This is a genomic window from Streptomyces sp. NPDC054786 (assembly GCF_053611685.1).
Genome location: NZ_JBSHAW010000005.1, coordinates 1 through 16,529, shown reverse-complemented (window position 1 = coordinate 16,529; position 16,529 = coordinate 1). Strand labels below are relative to the sequence as shown.

General features: G+C 69.7%; 10 protein-coding genes. 4 read left to right on the top strand and 6 right to left on the bottom strand.

Annotated elements, in window-relative coordinates; translation table 11 throughout:
- Nucleotides 1-69 precede the first annotated feature (69 nt).
- Complete coding sequence (locus ACWGI6_RS05825; protein WP_453266327.1) at nucleotides 70-594, bottom strand: MarR family winged helix-turn-helix transcriptional regulator; 525 nt, start codon at nucleotides 592-594, stop codon at nucleotides 70-72.
- A gap of 406 nt (nucleotides 595-1,000) precedes the next feature.
- Between ACWGI6_RS05825 and ACWGI6_RS05820 the strand changes: the two genes are divergently transcribed.
- The 4 genes from ACWGI6_RS05820 to ACWGI6_RS05805 all read left to right on the top strand — a co-directional run bounded on the left by ACWGI6_RS05820 (nucleotide 1,001) and on the right by ACWGI6_RS05805 (nucleotide 5,634).
- Nucleotides 1,001-1,510: a nitroreductase family deazaflavin-dependent oxidoreductase gene (locus ACWGI6_RS05820; protein ID WP_453266326.1), complete on the top strand. Its 510-nt coding sequence runs from the start codon at nucleotides 1,001-1,003 to the stop codon at nucleotides 1,508-1,510.
- A gap of 263 nt (nucleotides 1,511-1,773) precedes the next feature.
- A complete protein-coding gene (locus tag ACWGI6_RS05815; protein ID WP_453266501.1) occupies nucleotides 1,774-3,468 on the top strand; it encodes a chloride channel protein in 1,695 nt (564 codons plus the stop codon).
- Nucleotides 3,469-3,560: 92 nt separating this feature from the next.
- Nucleotides 3,561-4,745 (top strand): FAD-dependent monooxygenase, encoded by a 1,185-nt coding sequence (locus ACWGI6_RS05810; protein WP_453266325.1) that lies wholly within the window; start codon nucleotides 3,561-3,563, stop codon nucleotides 4,743-4,745.
- Between the two features lie 217 nt (nucleotides 4,746-4,962).
- On the top strand, nucleotides 4,963-5,634 hold the full coding sequence (locus ACWGI6_RS05805) for a DUF4142 domain-containing protein (RefSeq protein ID WP_453266324.1): 672 nt from the start codon (nucleotides 4,963-4,965) through the stop codon (nucleotides 5,632-5,634).
- Between the two features lie 188 nt (nucleotides 5,635-5,822).
- Here ACWGI6_RS05805 and ACWGI6_RS05800 read toward each other — a convergent pair whose 3' ends face one another.
- The 5 genes from ACWGI6_RS05800 to ACWGI6_RS05780 form a co-directional block, all read right to left on the bottom strand.
- The gene (locus tag ACWGI6_RS05800) at nucleotides 5,823-7,121 is read right to left on the bottom strand and encodes an ArsB/NhaD family transporter (protein WP_453266323.1); all 1,299 of its coding nucleotides are present in this window, start codon (nucleotides 7,119-7,121) and stop codon (nucleotides 5,823-5,825) included.
- Between the two features lie 52 nt (nucleotides 7,122-7,173).
- The gene (locus ACWGI6_RS05795) at nucleotides 7,174-8,427 is read right to left on the bottom strand and encodes a cation:proton antiporter (protein WP_453266322.1); all 1,254 of its coding nucleotides are present in this window, start codon (nucleotides 8,425-8,427) and stop codon (nucleotides 7,174-7,176) included.
- Nucleotides 8,428-8,689: 262 nt separating this feature from the next.
- Nucleotides 8,690-9,151: a CBS domain-containing protein gene (locus ACWGI6_RS05790; protein ID WP_453266321.1), complete on the bottom strand. Its 462-nt coding sequence runs from the start codon at nucleotides 9,149-9,151 to the stop codon at nucleotides 8,690-8,692.
- 160 nt (nucleotides 9,152-9,311) lie between these two features.
- A complete protein-coding gene (locus tag ACWGI6_RS05785) occupies nucleotides 9,312-14,225 on the bottom strand; it encodes a DNA repair ATPase (protein ID WP_453266320.1) in 4,914 nt (1,637 codons plus the stop codon).
- A gap of 76 nt (nucleotides 14,226-14,301) precedes the next feature.
- A complete protein-coding gene (locus ACWGI6_RS05780) occupies nucleotides 14,302-16,368 on the bottom strand; it encodes a flotillin family protein (RefSeq protein WP_453266319.1) in 2,067 nt (688 codons plus the stop codon).
- Nucleotides 16,369-16,529: the final 161 nt, after the last annotated feature.

Here is a 16,529-nt window from a genome sequence, read left to right as displayed (position 1 = left end):
GCGCACGTCTGGGAGCCAAGCGCCCCGATGTGAGTTCCGCCGGCCGCGCCGCCCTGTTCACACGGACGCTCAGCTACGGCGGTCAGGCACGGCGTCGGCCCACCCCAGGGGGTGGAGTTCCAGGGCATCCACAGGCGGCTCGCCGCCCGCTTCGTTGAAGGCGTCGAGCGCTTCGATGAGCGCGGTTCGCTGCTCGGGAGCGAGACGTTCGACGATGGTACTGATCTCCGCGCGCCGGCGGGCGGTGACGTCCTCGACCGTTCGCCGGCCCTCGTCGGTGAGCTGGAGCAGTGTCTCGCGCCGGTTGTCGGGGTTTGCCTGCCGATCCGCCAGACCGGCGACGATGAGCCGGTCCACCATGCGCATCGCGGTCGAGGGAGCGACCTGGAGCAGCTCGGCGAGCGCGACCAGCTTGGTGGCCCCTCGCGTGGAGAGCACCACCAGCATCCGGAACTGGGGAAGCGTCACCCGTTCCTCGACCTCGCCGAGTGACCGCGCGGACACCGCGACCAGCAGTCTTGACGCCGTGAGCACCGCTCGGGTCACCGCATCCACATCGTCAACGCCCCTCGTGGGGGCTCCGCTCTCGGCCATGCCCCCTTTCTACCGTCCGGCGGCAGGAGTGACCCCGTCGGGACACCCACAGTGCACGCGACCACCGTCCACCACACGACCCAAGGCAATCCCAGCGTGCTGACAGGACAACGCTCGGTCAGTTCCGCTCCGGCACGCGACCTCGTCCACAGACTGCCTTCGAGCGGCCGTCAGCCGCCTTCGAACGTGCTGCGCGTCTTCGTCAACCACCGTCCGCAGGCATGAAGTGACCGCCCCCGGGAACCGCGGCGCGCCCGGCGACAGTGCGACGACACTCCGGAACCCCATGCCTTGCGCCCTGGGAACACATTTTAGACTATGCAACTGTTGCACTGGCGAAAATCCATTCCCGGCGTCTCGACCCACTCCACGCACAGGGCCGCGACCCCCGGCCGGAAGGAGACCCATGACGCATCACTTCTCGACCCTTGAACGCCCACCTCTCCCCACCGGATGGCGACGCTTCGTGGCCCGCCTGCCCATCCGCCTCTACCGGGCAGGACTCGGCCCGCTGCTCGGCAAGCGACTGCTGCTTTTGAACCACACCGGGCGGCTCACCGGACTCCGTCGCCAGGTGGTCCTGGAAGTGGTCGCACACGAGCGGGACGGCGACAGACTCAGTTGGACCGTCGCCTCCGGCTTCGGCCCGGCGTCGGCCTGGTACCAGAACCTGCGCCACTCCCCTCGGACAACGGTCCGGTGCGGCAACCGTCGCTACACCGCCACGGCCTCCTTCCTCTCCCCCGAGGACGGCGGCGCCATCATGGCCCGCTACGCCCCGGAGCACCCGCGACTGGCTCGCCGGCTGTGTTCCTTCATGGGGTTCGAGGTGGACGGCAGCGAAGGCGCCTACCGCCAGGCGGGACGGCGCATCCCGTTCGTCCGCCTCGACGCGTCGCCTGATCGCCTCGCATGAACCGCAGGAGCCCTCCGAGACGGCCCCCTGCACCCTCGCACCCCGCAGACCTCTCCCCTGCCCCTCCTGCGCCCCCCGCCCCACTGAAAGTGCCGCTTGACAACTTTTGCATAATGCAAACAGGCGCCCCATCAGTGAGACGAGAGGACGATATGAGCGGGACAGGCACAACGGATGCCGTCGGCACCGGTAACCGCGGGACAGTGGTCGAGACTCGGCCCCCCTCACCGGTGGCGCGAGTGCGTAACGCTCCGTGGGGACTACTGGCGCTCGCGGTGGCGGTAGGTGCGGGAGCCGGCCTCGGCTCGATCGCCTTCCGCTGGCTGATCGTGACCTTCACCCACCTCTTCTCCGGTCATGCCGACTACGCGGGCGCCGGCCGGGAAGCGAATCCGCATGTGCCGTGGCTGGGGCCGTTCTTCGTCGTGCTGGCGCCCGTCGTCGGCGGTCTGCTGTACGGGCCGTTGGTCGACAGGTTCGCCAAGGAGGCACGCGGCCACGGCGTACCGGAGGTGATGCTGGCGGTCGCCCAGCGCGGTGGCCGGATCAACCCCCAGGTCTCCGTCGTCAAGGCGCTCGCCTCGGCGCTGTGCATCGGCTCGGGCGGCTCGGTCGGCCGTGAGGGCCCCATCGTCCAGATCGGCTCCGCCCTCGGCTCGACCCTGGGCCGTGTGGTCAAGGTCTCCGAGGACCGGATGCGGCTGCTGGTCGCCTGCGGGGCCGCCGGCGGTATAGCCGCCACCTTCAACGCCCCGCTCGCCGGCGTGTTCTTCTCCATGGAGCTCATACTCGGCGCCTTCAGCATCGAGGCGTTCGGCGCCACCGTCCTGGCCAGCGTCACCGCGAGTGTGATCGGCCGAGCCGCCTTCGGCGACACCGCCTTCCTCACGCTGCCACCGTTCCATGTCGAACACCTCGGCCAGTACGGACTGTTCGCCGTTCTCGGTGTACTCGCGGGCGTCGTGGGAGTCGGCTTCACCCGCATCCTGTACTGGATCGAGGACGCCTGCGACTGGGCCTGGCGCGGCCCCGAATGGCTCCGCCCCGCCGTCGGCGGCCTGCTGCTCGGCGTGGTCCTGCTGATGCTGCCCGAGATGTACGGCGTGGGCTACCCCGTACTGGAGAAGGCGGCCCACGGCGGGTACATCGCCGGCTTCCTGCTGCTCCTGCTCGTCGGCAAGATCCTCGCCACCAGCCTGACCATCGGCATCGGCGGCTCCGGCGGCGTCTTCGCCCCCAGCCTCTTCATCGGCGCCATGCTCGGCGCCGCGTACGGGGCCACCACCCACCAGCTGATGCCCGGCACCGCGGGTGCCGTCGGCGCCTACGCGCTGGTCGGCATGGGCGCCGTCTTCGCCGGAGCCTCACGGGCCCCCATCACCGCCGTCGTCATCCTCTTCGAGCTCACCGGCCAGTACTCGATCATCCTGCCGCTGATGCTCGCCATCGTCCTGGCCACCCTCACCAGCCGACTGCTCTCCCACGACACCGTCTACACCCTCAAGCTCCGCCGCCGCGGCATCGACCTGAACGCACCCGCGCCCGGAGCCAGGATCGGCTCGCAGACCGTGGAGGAGGTCATGGAGCCGCTCCCCGCTCCCTTGCCGGATGCCACCGAACTCGCGGAAGCGGGAGACCTGTTGGTCCGGTCCGAGCACGGAGCACTGCCGGTGCTGGACACCGAGGGGCGCTACCTGGGCACGCTGACCGCCCGGTCCGTGGCCGAAGTGCTCGCCGAACGCCCCGGCGGCGACTTCGAAGCCCCGGCCCTCGCGGGCGACCTCGCCGAACCGACCGCTCCCCTCACCACCGACATGCCGCTGTCCACGGCGCTGCACGCCCTCGTCGCCGCGCCCGGGACCGGCCTGCCCGTCCTCGCACCCGGAAGGGACCGGCTGGTCGGCTGGCTCACCCACCAGAGCGCCCTGCGTGCACTCCACACACCCATCGCCTCCTGACGGCACCGCTCCCCCACGCAACAAGGAGACACACCAGCTCCGACAGCACACCGGCGCCGTCGCCGACATCCACCATGCAAAGGCCGTGCCACATGAAGGCAGTCATCTGCGGGGCCGGAATCGCCGGCCTCGCACTCGCCCAGCGCCTGGACACCCTCGGCTGGGAGGTCGTGGTGCTGGAGAAGGCGCCCGGCCCCCGCGCCCAGGGCTACCTGCTCGACTTAGCCGGCCCCGTCCACGACGCCGCCGGCGCCATGGGCCTCCTGCCCCGGCTGCAGCAACTCACCTACCCGGTCCGTGAAGCCGTCTCCGTCGACCACAACGGACAGACCCGCGCCCGGCTGACATATGCCCAGTCCGGCAGGCCAACAGGAGGGCAGCTGCCGAGTCTGATGCGCCCCGACCTCGAACACGCCCTGCGGGAGAGCCTTTCCCGTCGCGTGGACCTGCGCTTCGCCACCGGCCTCGTACATATCGACAATGACGTCACCGGCGTCTCGGTGGCCCTCACCGACCACAGCACCGTCGACGCCGACCTGCTGGTCGGGGCCGACGGTCTCCACTCCACCGTTCGCTTCATGATCCACGGGGACGAGGCACGCTACCTGCGCTACCTCGGCTTCCACACCGCCGCGTTCGTCTTCGACGCGCCGGAAGTCCACGCCCGGCTTCGGAACCGGATCTGTCTCACCGACACCCTCGGACGCCAGATGGGCTTCCACGGGCTGCGCAACGGCAAGGTCGCAGCCTTCGCCGTGCACCGCACCCCCGACCCCACCTTGCCGAGCGATGTGCGGACCGCGCTCCTGCGGGAGTACTCCGGGCTCGGCTGGGTCACCCCCCGCGCGTTGGAACGGTGCCCGTCGGCCGACCACATCTCCTACGACCAGGTGGCGCAGATCGAACTGCCGCAATGGAGCCGGGGCCGGGTCACGCTCTTGGGCGACGCCTGCCAGGCCGTCTCCCTCCTCGCCGGACAAGGTGCCTCCCTCGGCATGGCCGGCGCCTGCATCCTGGCCGACCAACTCCACCGCAGCGACTCGGTCGAAGCCGCCCTGCGCCGCTACGAACAGATCTGGCAACCGGTGATCACCGAGAGACAACGCACCGTTCGAGAGACCGCCCGGTGGTTCGTTCCCAACGCCGCCTGGCAACTCCACGTCCGGCGCGGAGCCTTGAAGGCCCCCGGGCCGTCCGATACCAACCCCAACCGCGGTGCGGTCCTCGCCGGGGAGTCCGCATCAGCCGCCACGGAACCCGGCAACCGGAAGCCCTGAAGCCTGCCGGCCATGGAATCCGCCCGGCACGGCCAGGATCCATGCCCACGGCACGAAGGGCGAGATCGTAGCCCACGAGAACCGCCCGTTGGCCGGATTTGAGCATCGTCGCTCAATCCGGTTCCTTGCCTAGTGCAAAGGTTAGCGTGGCGACGCCCACCGTCGCCGGGACGGCCACGCCCGCCGGCGATCGGTCACGCGCAAGCCAGGAGGCACGATGAAATCTCACGCGCGAAACCCCCGCCCCACCTCGAACCGCGGCCGCTTCATAGCCGCCGCACTCGCCCTCACCACCGTCATCGCTGCCGTTTCCGTGTGGCTCTGGCAGCGGAACAGCTCCGCCGACGAGTCCGTCTCCGCCGATCTCCCTGCCGCGAATGCCGCCCTGAACGGGCCTCAGAAAGGCAGTGCGGGCGCGCTCGGTGCGCTGGACAAGACCTTCCTCACCAAGGTCCGGCAGGCCGGGCTATGGGAGATGCCGGCGGGCCGGCTCGCCCAGACGCATGCATCGAGCGAAGCCATCAAGCGCGCCGGGATGCACCTGCTCGAAGGGCACAGCAAGCTCGACGAGCTGGCCCGGGAGGACTCCGAGGCGCTGAGCGTGCCCATCCCCGACCAGGCCACCGCCGAACAACAGGGCTGGGTGGACCAGCTGAAAAACGCCCGGGGCCGGGCGTTCGACCAGCTCTTCGTGGACCTGCTGCGCGCCTCCCACGGCAAGATCTTCATCACCATCGGCGAGGTCCGCGCCACGACCAAGAACACTATGATCCGGCGACTGGCCACACAGACCAACAACACCGTCCAGGACCACATGGACGTGCTGGAGGACACCGGCCTGGTCACCGACGCCACCCTCGACGACGTCGCCTCGACCATCCCCAAGTGACCTTCCGCCGCGCCTCCTGCCCGGAGAGGCGTCCCAGCGTCACCTCGCGCGCTCAACGGCCACGAGTGGCCCACACCTCGACGAATGCTCCCCGGTCGACATGTCGGCCTCGAACCCGGTGTGGGCGACACGTCTCAGGCCGAGAGCCCGGCCGCGGCGCACATGGACCCATGGCCGGCCGAGCCGCATCAGGCGAGAGCGAAGTAGCGCAGCCACACGTAGACGAGGGACAGCGCGACCGTCACTGCGGTGACGATCAGGCCGTACTTGGTGAACTGCCAGAAGGAGATGGGCTGCCGGTTGCGTTCCGCGATGCCGAGGACGACGACGTTGGCCGAGGCACCGATCGCAGTGGCATTGCCGCCGAGGTCCGCGCCGAGCGCAAGAGCCCACCACATGACGTGGTCGTTTCCGCCGCCCATGTTGTGGACGAGGTCGCTGGTGATGGGGGCCATGGTCGCGACGTACGGGATGTTGTCGACGACGCCGGAGAGGACCGCGGAGGCGCTCAGCAGTATGAGGGATCCGCCGAGCTCGTTGGAGCCGGTGACGTGGGCCAGCCCCTTGGAAATCTCGTTGATGACGCCGGTGTCGATCAGGCCACCGATCATGACGAAGAGTCCGGCGAAGAAGGCCAGGGTGGGCCACTCCACTTCGGCCAGTACGTCACTGGTCTCGGCGGAGGAGACAGCGACGAGCAGGCCGGCGCCGAGCAGGGCAACGATGCTGGGGGCGTAGTGCAGGACCGGGTGCAGGACGAAGCCGGCCACCACAAGGGCGAGCACGATCAGGCCTTGGATCAGCAGGCGCGGGTCCTTGATGGCTTCGCGCTCCTCCAGCGCCATGATCTCGGCGGCCCGGTCCTCGTCGTAGACGAAGGTCTTGCGGAACATGACTCGGCACAGGGCGACGAGGACGACGACCAGGATCGCCGAGAGGGGTGCGAGGTGGACGAGGAAGTCGTTGAAGGTGAGGCCGGCTCGGCTGGCGATGATGATGTTGGGCGGGTCGCCGACCAGAGTCGCTGTGCCGCCGATGTTGGAGGCCAGGACCTCGGCGATGAGGAACGGCGCGGCGGGCAGCGCCAGACGCTCGCACACGAGCAGCGTGACGGGAGCGATCAGCAGCACGGTGGTGACGTTGTCGAGGAGTGCCGAGGCCGCTGCCGTGATGACGATGAGCATGGCCATGACTCGGAAGGGTTGGGCACGGGCGCGTTTGACCGACCAGATCGCCAGGTACTCGAAGAGGCCGGTCTTCTTCAGGACGCCGACGATCATCATCATGCCCATGAGCAGGAAGATGACGTTCCAGTCGATGCCGGACTCCGCGGAGTAGAACGCCGACGCGTCGTCGGTCGCCCCGATCGCCAGCATCAGTCCCGCGCCGCCGAGGGCCACGGCGACGCGGTGGATCTTCTCGCTGATGATCAGGGCGTAGGCGCCGACGAACACGACGATGGCGGCCCAGCTGTGCCAGTTGTTCACGATCCTCCGATGAAAGGTTCCGGCTGAGTGTCCTCAGCCGGGCGTTTGTCCCTCAGCCGGGCGCGCCGACCTGGTTCTCCTTGGTGAGCGTGTTCGGGTGCGCAGCTGCCTGCTCCTGCGAGGCCGGGGTTCCGGCCAGATCGTCGACATGGAAGGCACGGGCGATCGGGACGTCCGTGGAGCTGTGGGCGACGATCGAGAAGGCGATGCACACCGCGATGAGCGTGAATGCCTTCTCTGCCTGGGGGATGCCGGACTGGAGCACCAACAGGCCGTACACCACCGACGCGAAACCCTTCGGGCCGAACCACGCCGCGACCAGCTTCTCCCGGCGGGGGAAGCGCGTACCGAGCAGCGAGATAAGCAGCGAGGCGGGCCGGATGAGGACGATCGCCAGAATCACGGCCAGGTAACCGCCCCACGACAGGGCACCGAACAGCTGCGGAGTCAGCAGCGCGCCGAAGACGAGCAGTGCCGCGAACTTCGCCAGCTCCGCCAGGGCCTCACCGAGCGGCTGGAAGGACTGTTTCGCCTCGGGCGAGACGTGCGCCAGGACCGCGCCGGCCGAGAACGCGCCCAGGTAGGGATTGGCGTGGGTCAGGTGGCAGGTCGCGTAGAGGATGATCCCGGTGGCCAGTGGCAGCAAGGGCTGGAGCTTCGGCTCGACACCCAGCAGCCGGAAGCGTACGAGCCCGCCCGCGACCAGTGGCAGCGCGATCCCGACGGCCAGGCCGAGCGCCAGCTCCAGCGTGATGCCGACGAGCGACGCCTCCGCGCGGTCGGCCGTGGGGCCCGCAGCGGCGATGAGGACGAGTACGACGGGGAGGGCGAGGCCGTCGTTGATGCCACTCTCCACGTTCAGCAGCTGCCGCAGTTTGGCCGGGACCTCGCTCCGCCCGACGATCGCCGAGGCGAACACCGGGTCGGTGGGTGCGAGAACCGCTCCCACCAGGAAGGACGTCGTCCAGTCCAGTCCCGCAAGGTAGTGGGTGATCAGTGCCATGAAGACGAAAGCAAGCGGCATGCCCAGGCCCAGTGCACGGGCGGGGTTCTTCCAGTTGGCCCGGAGCTTGGGCAGCGAGACGTGCATGCCGTCGGTGAACAGCACCGCGAAGAGCGCGAGGTCGGCCGTGACGGACACGATCTCGCTGTCGGGCGTGATGTGGATCAGCCCGAGAAAGCCATCGCTGACGAGAGCGCCACCGACGAGGAAGAGCAAGGACGTGGAGAGCACCGTCCGCGCCGCCAGTCCCGACAACAACACCGCCGCCAAAAGCGCGGCGCCGAACACCACCACGAGCACCATGTCGTGAGCCCCCGATCGGAAGAGAGAGTGATCCCCTGCTCGCCGACCAGACTTCCCGGCACACCGTGCGGAAGCTTACCGATTCTTGATGCTTCTTTGACAGATTACTAACGGGCACCCTGGGGGTCGGAACGTTGCCGGGCTCCGGCAACTACAGGACCCACTGGCCCAGCCGGGCACCGGATGCGCCGTCGGCGGGCCGTGGCTGCGGCGCACCGTCGGCGGGTGCGAAGGGGCGCCCCGCGGCGCTTCCGGTCGCCCGTCAGGAGGCGGCGAGCAGGAGCCGCTCCAGCAGATGGGAGGCGGTGATCACACCGAGCAGCCGTACGCCGGTCCTGCCCTTGTCCACGACCGCCACGAGCGGGCTGCGGGCCTGGGCCATCAGTGCCGCAACCTCCAGCGCCGTGTCGTCGGGTGCCGCGACGGGTGGTGTGGGTGCCGTCCTCGACAGGCAGTCCCGTACGGTGCGTCCGGACAGCGCCTGACACAGCCGGTCGGCGTGGCGCTCGTCCACCACCGCCGCGAGGGCCGGGTCCTCCACGACATAACCGGGCACCAGTACTTTGATCATCTGGGAGGCCGGGAGGACCGCCGCCGGTGCGCCCTTCTCATCCACCACCAGCAGGCCGGGCAGCCGGTGTTCGGCCATCAGCCGGGCCGCGTCCAGAGCCTCGCTGTCGAGGCCGACTGTCTCGTATTGCACCGCCAGGTCACGTGCCCGCACGATCGGCTCCTGTCTCGCCCTGAGGTACCGGCCTTCGGCGTCATGGGAGCGGCGCCGGGACCGCACTGGGCACCCTACAACCGGTGGGACCGGACACGACGGCAAGGCGGAGCGGTTGCCGCCATGACATCGGCCGGGCCACCCCCGCAAGGGCGTGCACTCACTCGGGGTGCCCCCCGGGCGCATGCCGGGCGCTGGACTCGGCCATGAGGTGGCGGGGATCGGCCGCGTGCGTGAGGGCCGACTCGACGGCGGCGATCCGTTCGGAGAGGAGGCCGAGGGCGGCGGCGGTGGGGGTCCCCCCTGCTCGAGCGAAGCCGAGAGCTTGGGGGAGGCCGGCGGGTTCGTTCTCCGTGCCGCCGGGCTTCTGGGTGCGGACGTAGGCGGACTTCAGCGCTGCCCAGCGCATGGCCTGTTCGGGGGTGAGGGTGTCGCGCAGTTCGGCCAGCTTCAGCAGGTTGGCCTCGGCCCCGCTGGTGAGGGTCTGGGCTTCGGCGGTGTAGTGGTCGTCGATGACGGCCGCCAGTTCCGCGTCGTTCATGACCGGCTGGATGCGCTGGGCGATCTTGGCCATGTTGCGGTAGGAGCCCTGGAGCTGGAAGGGCGGTTCGGTGCGGGTGGCGTCGGTCTGTGCGGCGGAGGCGATGTAGGCGTCGTTGACCGCCAGGACGGTGGCGCGGGCGGCGAGCAGGTGCCGCAGCACGGCCGTGATCCGGTCCAGCTCGGCGGGGACGCAGGGGCGGGTGAGCTGATCGGCACGGGCCGTGGGGTCGTTGACGGCGAGGCGGATGAGGAGGTCGAGGTCGGCGCGGTCGCGGCCGGCGAGCGGAGCCAGGACCGGGTTGGCGGTGAGGGTGTTCTCGATGAAGCTGAGTGCGAAGACCTCCTCCTTGCCGGTCAGTACATCGCCCAGGTTCCAGACGTCGGCGCGGTTGGCCAGCATGTCGGGAACCCGGAAGCGGCCGCCCGACTCGGTGTAGGGGTTGCCGGCCATGCAGACCGCAAAACGCTTGCCCCGCAGGTCGTGGGTGCGGGGCTCGCCGTCCTGGACGCCGTCGATGCGGCGGGTGGCGTCGCACAGCGGGATGAACTTCTGGAGCAGCTCGGGTGAGATGTGCTGGATGTCGTCCAGGTAGAGGAGGGTGTTGTTGCCCGCCGCGAGGGCGAAGTTGATCTTTTCGATCTCCTGGCGGGCGGTGGCGTTCGGGGCGTCGGCCGGGTCCAGGGAGGTGGCGGCGTGCCCCAGTGCCGGGCCGCTCACCTTGACCAGGACGAGGCCGAGCCGGTCGGCGACGTACTCCATCAGCGTCGTCTTGCCGTATCCGGGCGGGGAGATGAGCAGCAGCAGTCCACCGGTGTCGGTGCGTTTGGCCTCGCCCGTGGTGCCGAGCTGTTTGGCGAGGTTGTCGCCGATGAGGGGGAGATAGACCTCGTCGATGAGCCGGTTGCGGACGAAGGACGACATCACGCGGGGCCGGTAGGTGTCCAGGTGGAGCCGGGAGCGCTCGGCGGCCACCAGGGCGGTGCGCTGCCGCTGGTAGGCGCGGTGACCGGGGACATCGAGGGCGCGGAAGTCACGGGTGCGGGCGAGCAGTTCGTCGATCCGGACCGTGAGCGCGCGGCCGGTGATCCGGGGGTGGGTGCCGAGCAGCCCTTCGACGATCTCGGTCAGCGGTGCGTCGGACTCGTAGCGCGTCAGGTCCGGGCACAGCTCCGCGGCCACGGCCTCGGCCAGGTCTCCGGCGGTCGTGGCGGTGGCGACGGCGTAGGAGGACAGCCACGCCTCGACCAGCTGACGGCGCGCGGCGAGGTCGTCGAGGGCGGACAGGTCCTCGTCGTACGCCGGTGTGCCGACGGTGCGGCGGAAGGTGTCGAGCAGCGTACGGGTGCCGGTGCTGAGGACGAAGCCGTCCGGTCCGCGGGTCAGCTCCTCGAAGAGGTACGCGGCAGCGGACGCTGCCTCGTCCCGGCCGATCGCGCCGGCGAACTCCGCCTGGAGTTCGGCGATCGCCGAGGTCGGGCCGAATGTCTCCCGGGCGCGGGCGAGCGACCTGGCCCGCCGGGTCCAGGCTTCGCGGGCTTCGGCGGTCGTCCCGTGCGCCCAGTACAGCTGGGCGGCAGCACGGGCGGCGGGCCGGTGGCGCAGCAAGCCGGCGCCGGCGTGCAGGCGGAGCAGCGCGGCCAGGATCGCGGTTGCGTCGTGGTCGTGGATGCCGCGTTCGTAGCCCTCGTCGTACGCCTCCTCGGCGGCCTGCCGTACGAGGGCGGCGAGGTCGGACCCGGCAAGGGCTGCCGGGCCGTGTGCGTCGAGCAGGCGGGCGGCGAGGTGTTCGGCGCGGTAGACCGCGGGCGACTCTGAGGGCAGGAGCCGGTTCCAGTACGGGCGGGTAGCGGCGAAGTCCGGGTCGGTGACCGGTGAGCGGTAGTCGGTGCCGGCCAGGGCGAAGGCAAGGCCGTCGCCCTGGGGGACGAGCGTGAGGTCGAGGGGCTGCGTGTTGACGGCGAAGCGGTGGCGGCCCAGGCGGATGGTCCGGCCGTCATCGGCATAGAGGTCGGTGCGGTCGCGCAGGGCACGGGACGCGTCCTGGCGGGCGGCCTTCAGGCGCCCCTCCAGCTCCTCCGCCCGTACCTGATCACCAAGTTCGCGCAATTGCTCCGCAATGCGGCGGACCTTGTTCACCAATGGGTCGGAGGCGAAGTACGTGGCGACAGCGTCGGCGTCGGCGAGGGTGGCGGCCCGGCGCGCGAGGGTCTCCATGATCCGGGCCGCCGCGGTGGCGAGCTGCTCGGCGCGGCGGGAGCGGGCGTCGGCGAGGGTCTGCTTGCGGGCGGAGAAGGCTTCGTAGACCTCGGTGCGCTTGTCCGTCAGCTCACCGAGGAAGTCGTCGAACTCCGCGAACCGGGACTCCAGGTCCTCCAGCCGTACGAGCAGGCGGGCCAGTTGTTCGTCGCACGCCGCCGGGGTGTCAGCGACGGCGAGCGCGCCGGTGGCCGCCTGCCCCAGCAGGGCGAACTCGGCGGCGAACTCGGCGCGTCCTTCGTGGTCGGCGAGTTCGCGGCGGCGGGCGTCGAGCGTGGCGCGGGCGCGGTTCGCGCCGCCCAGTACTTCCGCGATGCGCCCCAGGACGGACGTGCGGACCGTGGCATCTCCGATGTCGAGACCGGCGACGACCTCGGTGACGGTCCGGAGCCCGTCGGCCAGCTCGTCGAGGTGGGCCCCGACCGGTGCTGCCTCGGCGACCGTGGTGATCGACTCCGCGTCCGCTACGAGCCGCTCCGTGTCCTGGTGGTGGTCGGTGAAGGCATCCTCGCGGGCCAGGAAGGCAAGTGCACGTCGGCCGAATGTCGCCAGGTCCGTCTCGACGTCGGCGGCGAGTTCGTCGATACGGGTGGTGTCCGCGTACCTCTGGTCCTTGAGGGTGAGCAGATGGCCCTGGGCCTGCCGCAGTTCGGTCAGCCCCGTCACCCAGGCGCCGGCGCTGCGGGGGGTCTCGCCACGCAGACGGCGCACCACCGACGCGATCCGGGCCGCTGCCTCGCCGAGCGCGTCGGCGGCCTGCCGGGTCAGCACCTGGACGGTCTCGAACTCGCTCAGCACCTGCTCGGCGGTCTTCCGCATGGCGTCCAGCGGCGCGCGCAGCTCGCCCAGTTCGTCGTCGCCGAGCCAGTGGTGCGCATCGGCGGTGCGGACACAGCCGGCTGCCAGCGCCTTGTACACCTCGGTCGTCGGGGTGGTCTCGGCAACGGCACGCGTGAGGGAGAGGCAGTCGGAGAGGCCCCGTACGAGGTCGGCGTTACCCACACGGGCCAGCGGTCCGCTGCCGACGGGCCGGGCGGCGGCGTAGGTGTCGGAGACATAGGGAGAGCGCCAGAGCTGGAGCGGGTGGACCCGGCCCGGTTCGTCGCCGGCACCGCGCTGCAGCACCATCAGCGTGCCGTCGTCGAACAGCGCCCAGCCGAGGCAGAACAGCGGGGTGGCGACCTCCTTGCGGATGACATTGTAGGGCAGCAGCAGGCTGCGGCCCCCGGCTCGTGCGTGGAAGGTGAAGAGCAGGTCCTCTCCGTTGGGCGAGCGCACCGCGTGCTCGAACTCCAGGCCGGTGGTGTCCGCGTCGAAGATCTTGTACGCGCCGGAGGACAGGCAGTAGCCGCCCGGGAAGACGATCCCCTGGCCCTCGGGCAGGCGGCGGCACGCCTGCCCGATGCCGTCCAGGCGCACCACCGTTTTGGTGAGGGTGTGGAAGACGAGGTGGCGGTGGGCGGATTCCTTGTAGGGGCGGATCCGCAGCAGAAGGAGGTCGCCCACGCGCGCATGGGCGACCTCCGCGTCGGCGAGGGACTGCAGCGGCTCGTCGACCGGTTCGGTGTAGATGCCCTCGCCGGTTCCGGTGTCGTTCTCTGTCTTGACGGTGAGGGTTCCGCCGTCCGTCGCGACGAAGATCTCGCCCCTGACGGAGAGGTGCGGGTGGCGGCCGGGAATGTGGTCCTCGCGGGTCGCCTCGGTCCACTCGAAGTCGTGCGCGGCAGGAAGGACGTGATCGTGCTCCCCGCGGGCATCGAGGAAGGAGATCCTGCCGTCGTCGGACACGGACCAGCGCAGCACCCGGATGTCGTCGCTCTTCTCGCCGGTCCGGAAGACGGCGAGCAGCCTGCCCTCGGTCCGGCGCAGCTGAAGGAGCCGGGTATCGCGGTAGTAGCGGTGGAGGGCGGCGAATTCCCGTACGAAGCCGGGATCGTCGAGGAGCCCGGGAACCGCGTCCTCGCCGAGCCGGTGCAGGTCACGGTCGTACAGCGCGAAGACTTCGCCCACAGCGTTGCCGGACGTGGCTCCGGGAAGAGCGCCGTATCCCAAGAGCAGGGCATCGCCGATGGGGACGATGTCGCGGGGCAGGCAGGTGTGCTCGGTCCGCAGCCGCTCAGTGCCGGTGAGTTCGAGCCGCGTCGAGCCGAACTCCGCTGTGCGGCGGATGTTGAGTTCATCGGCGCGGCGGGCGAGTTCGGCGGCCTGCGCGGCGAGCCGCTCACGCAGGACCTCGTACGTACCGGTGTCCATGCCGGTTGCCCCGGTTGACATGGGGTGCGGTTCCCTTCGCGAAGGTGCGGACCGGAGCTGCCGTCCCCTGTGCGGCAGCTCCGGTCGACGCGGGTGATCAAGCCTTGATGGTGCCGTTGGTGCTGAGGGCTGCGCCGAGGGTGGTGAGCGGCAAGTCGGCCAGGCCCAGTTCACCGGCCTTGTCGATCAGTTGCCGCAGTTGCCCGGCGTTGGCGCCGTCGCCTTTCTTCATCAGCTTCATCAGCAGTGCGGAGACGGTCAGATTCTGGACATCGGAGGCCGACACCGAGCTGAGGATCCGGCTCAGGTCGTCGGTGAAGCTCGCCGAGCCGTCCAGCCAGGGCTTGGCCAGGGCCTGTGCGGTCTCGGAGTGCTGGACGAAACCGTCGACGCCCTTGCCGAGCGCGATGGACGACACCAGCCGGTCGAAGAAGACCGACTCTCCGCCGACGATATTGATGTCGGCGTTCTCCAGCCCGGTCGCGATCACCGTGGCCTGTGCCTCGGCGACCTGGCGCTGGACGTCGAGGCCGGCCAGCCGGATCTCCTTCTCCGCCTGGATCCGCAGCCGGTACTCCTCGTGACCGCGGGATGCCTCGTCAAGAGCGGCCATCGCGCGCGCCTTCTCGGTGAGGCCCTCCGCCTCGGCCTTGAGCTTCTCGCCGATCGCTACCGCCTCGGCGAGGGCCTTCACCCGTACGCCTTCGGCCTCGGCACGCAGCCGTGCCTCGGTGGCCTCCGCCTCGGCGCGGCCGGCCTTCTCGATGACCTCGGCCTCCTTGTCGCGGACCTGTACGGCCGCGAGTCCTTCCGCCGCCAACTCAGCCTGGACGCCCTCGGCGAGCCGCACCTTGGCCCGCGCGTCGAAGTCCGCGGACTTCAGCCTTGCCTCGGCCAGCGTCAGTACCTCCGCCGCCCGGTGGGTGGCGGCCTGCTCGGCGGCCTCGGCGGCCTTGATGTCCTTGACCAGCTTCTCCTGCGCCTGTGCCTCAGCGGCGATGATGACGGCCTGCCGGCCCCGTTCCGCCTCCTCCACGGCGCGCAGCTTCTTGATCGACTCCTCCTGCTCGGCGACCGTACGGTCCACTGCGACGCGCTCCCGGATGACCTCTGCGATCTCCCGCTTCTCCGCCTCGACCTCTTTCTCGGCGGAGATCCGCGTCAGTTGCGTCTCCCGTTCCCGGGCGATGACCTCCAGGAGACGGTCCTTCTCGATGCGCTCGCTCTCGACAGCGATGACCCGCTCGCGGTTCTTCGCGGCAACCGCCACCTCGCGCGTCTGATTCTCGCGCTGCACGCCCAGTTGCTCCTCGGTACGCAGGAAGGCACCCTGCGCCCGCAGCCGCTCCTCCTCCACCACCCGCGCCGTCTCGGCCTCCTCACGGGCCCGTGAGGTGTCGATCTCCCGCTTCTGCTTGATCTCGGCGTCGGCCTGCCGGCGTTCCAGCTCCAGGATGGCTTCCCGGGCGTCGACGTTCTGCCGGGTGATCTCCTTCTCCTCGGTGCGCTGGTACTCGTTGGTGCGCACGTGCTCCACCGTCGTCAGCTCGGTGATCTTCCGAATGCCCTGGGCGTCGAGGACGTTGTGCGGATCGAGCTGGCTCAGCGGCGTCTGCTCCAGGTAGTCGATCGCCGCGTCCTCCAGGTGGTAACCGTTGAGATCGACGCCGATGACCTCGATGATGCGGTACCGCAGTTCGTCGCGCTTGGTGTAGAGGTCGGTGAAGTCCAGCTGCTTGCCGACCGTCTTGAGCGCCTCCGAGAACTTCGCGTGGAACAGCTCCTGCATCGTGGTCTGATCGCTGGCCCGCTGCGTTCCGACGGCCTGGGCGACTTTGATGACGTCCTCGACGGTCTTGTTGACGCGTACGAAGAACGAGATGCGGATGTCCGCCCGGATGTTGTCCCGGCAGATGAGCCCGTCCCGCCCGGTGCGCGTGATCTCGATGGCCTTCACCGAGATGTCCATCACCTCGGCCTTGTGCAGCACCGGCAGTACGACCTGCCCGGTAAAGGTCACATCGACCTTCCGCATCTTGGAGACGATCAGCGCCTTGCCCTGTTCCACCTTGCGGAACAGGCGGGAGAAGACCAGCAGCACAGCGACGGCGACGAGCAGGACAACGGCTATGAGCACACCGATGCCCACAGTGGTGGCATCCATGGGAAACATCCTTGAAGCATGAGGAATCGGAAGTGGGAAGCGGGCGCGTGCTGGTCCAGGGACTCAGCTAGGGCGTGTCGTTTGGATCAGGGCGGATCAGGGAGCGGGGTCTGGTTCGTGCGATCGCAAGGCGGAGGAGGGAGTCGACGCGGAGCGTCGGC

Excerpts from the sequence above, each read along its gene's own strand:
- ACWGI6_RS05825 (WP_453266327.1), bottom strand. The coding sequence starts at position 594 with ATGGCCGAGAGCGGAGCCCCCACGAGGGGCGTTGACGATGTGGATGCG.
- ACWGI6_RS05820 (WP_453266326.1), top strand. The coding sequence starts at position 1,001 with ATGACGCATCACTTCTCGACCCTTGAACGCCCACCTCTCCCCACCGGA.
- ACWGI6_RS05810 (WP_453266325.1), top strand. The coding sequence starts at position 3,561 with ATGAAGGCAGTCATCTGCGGGGCCGGAATCGCCGGCCTCGCACTCGCC.
- ACWGI6_RS05805 (WP_453266324.1), top strand. The coding sequence starts at position 4,963 with ATGAAATCTCACGCGCGAAACCCCCGCCCCACCTCGAACCGCGGCCGC.
- ACWGI6_RS05795 (WP_453266322.1), bottom strand. The coding sequence starts at position 8,427 with ATGGTGCTCGTGGTGGTGTTCGGCGCCGCGCTTTTGGCGGCGGTGTTG.
- ACWGI6_RS05785 (WP_453266320.1), bottom strand. The coding sequence starts at position 14,225 with ATGTCAACCGGGGCAACCGGCATGGACACCGGTACGTACGAGGTCCTG.
- ACWGI6_RS05780 (WP_453266319.1), bottom strand. The coding sequence starts at position 16,368 with ATGGATGCCACCACTGTGGGCATCGGTGTGCTCATAGCCGTTGTCCTG.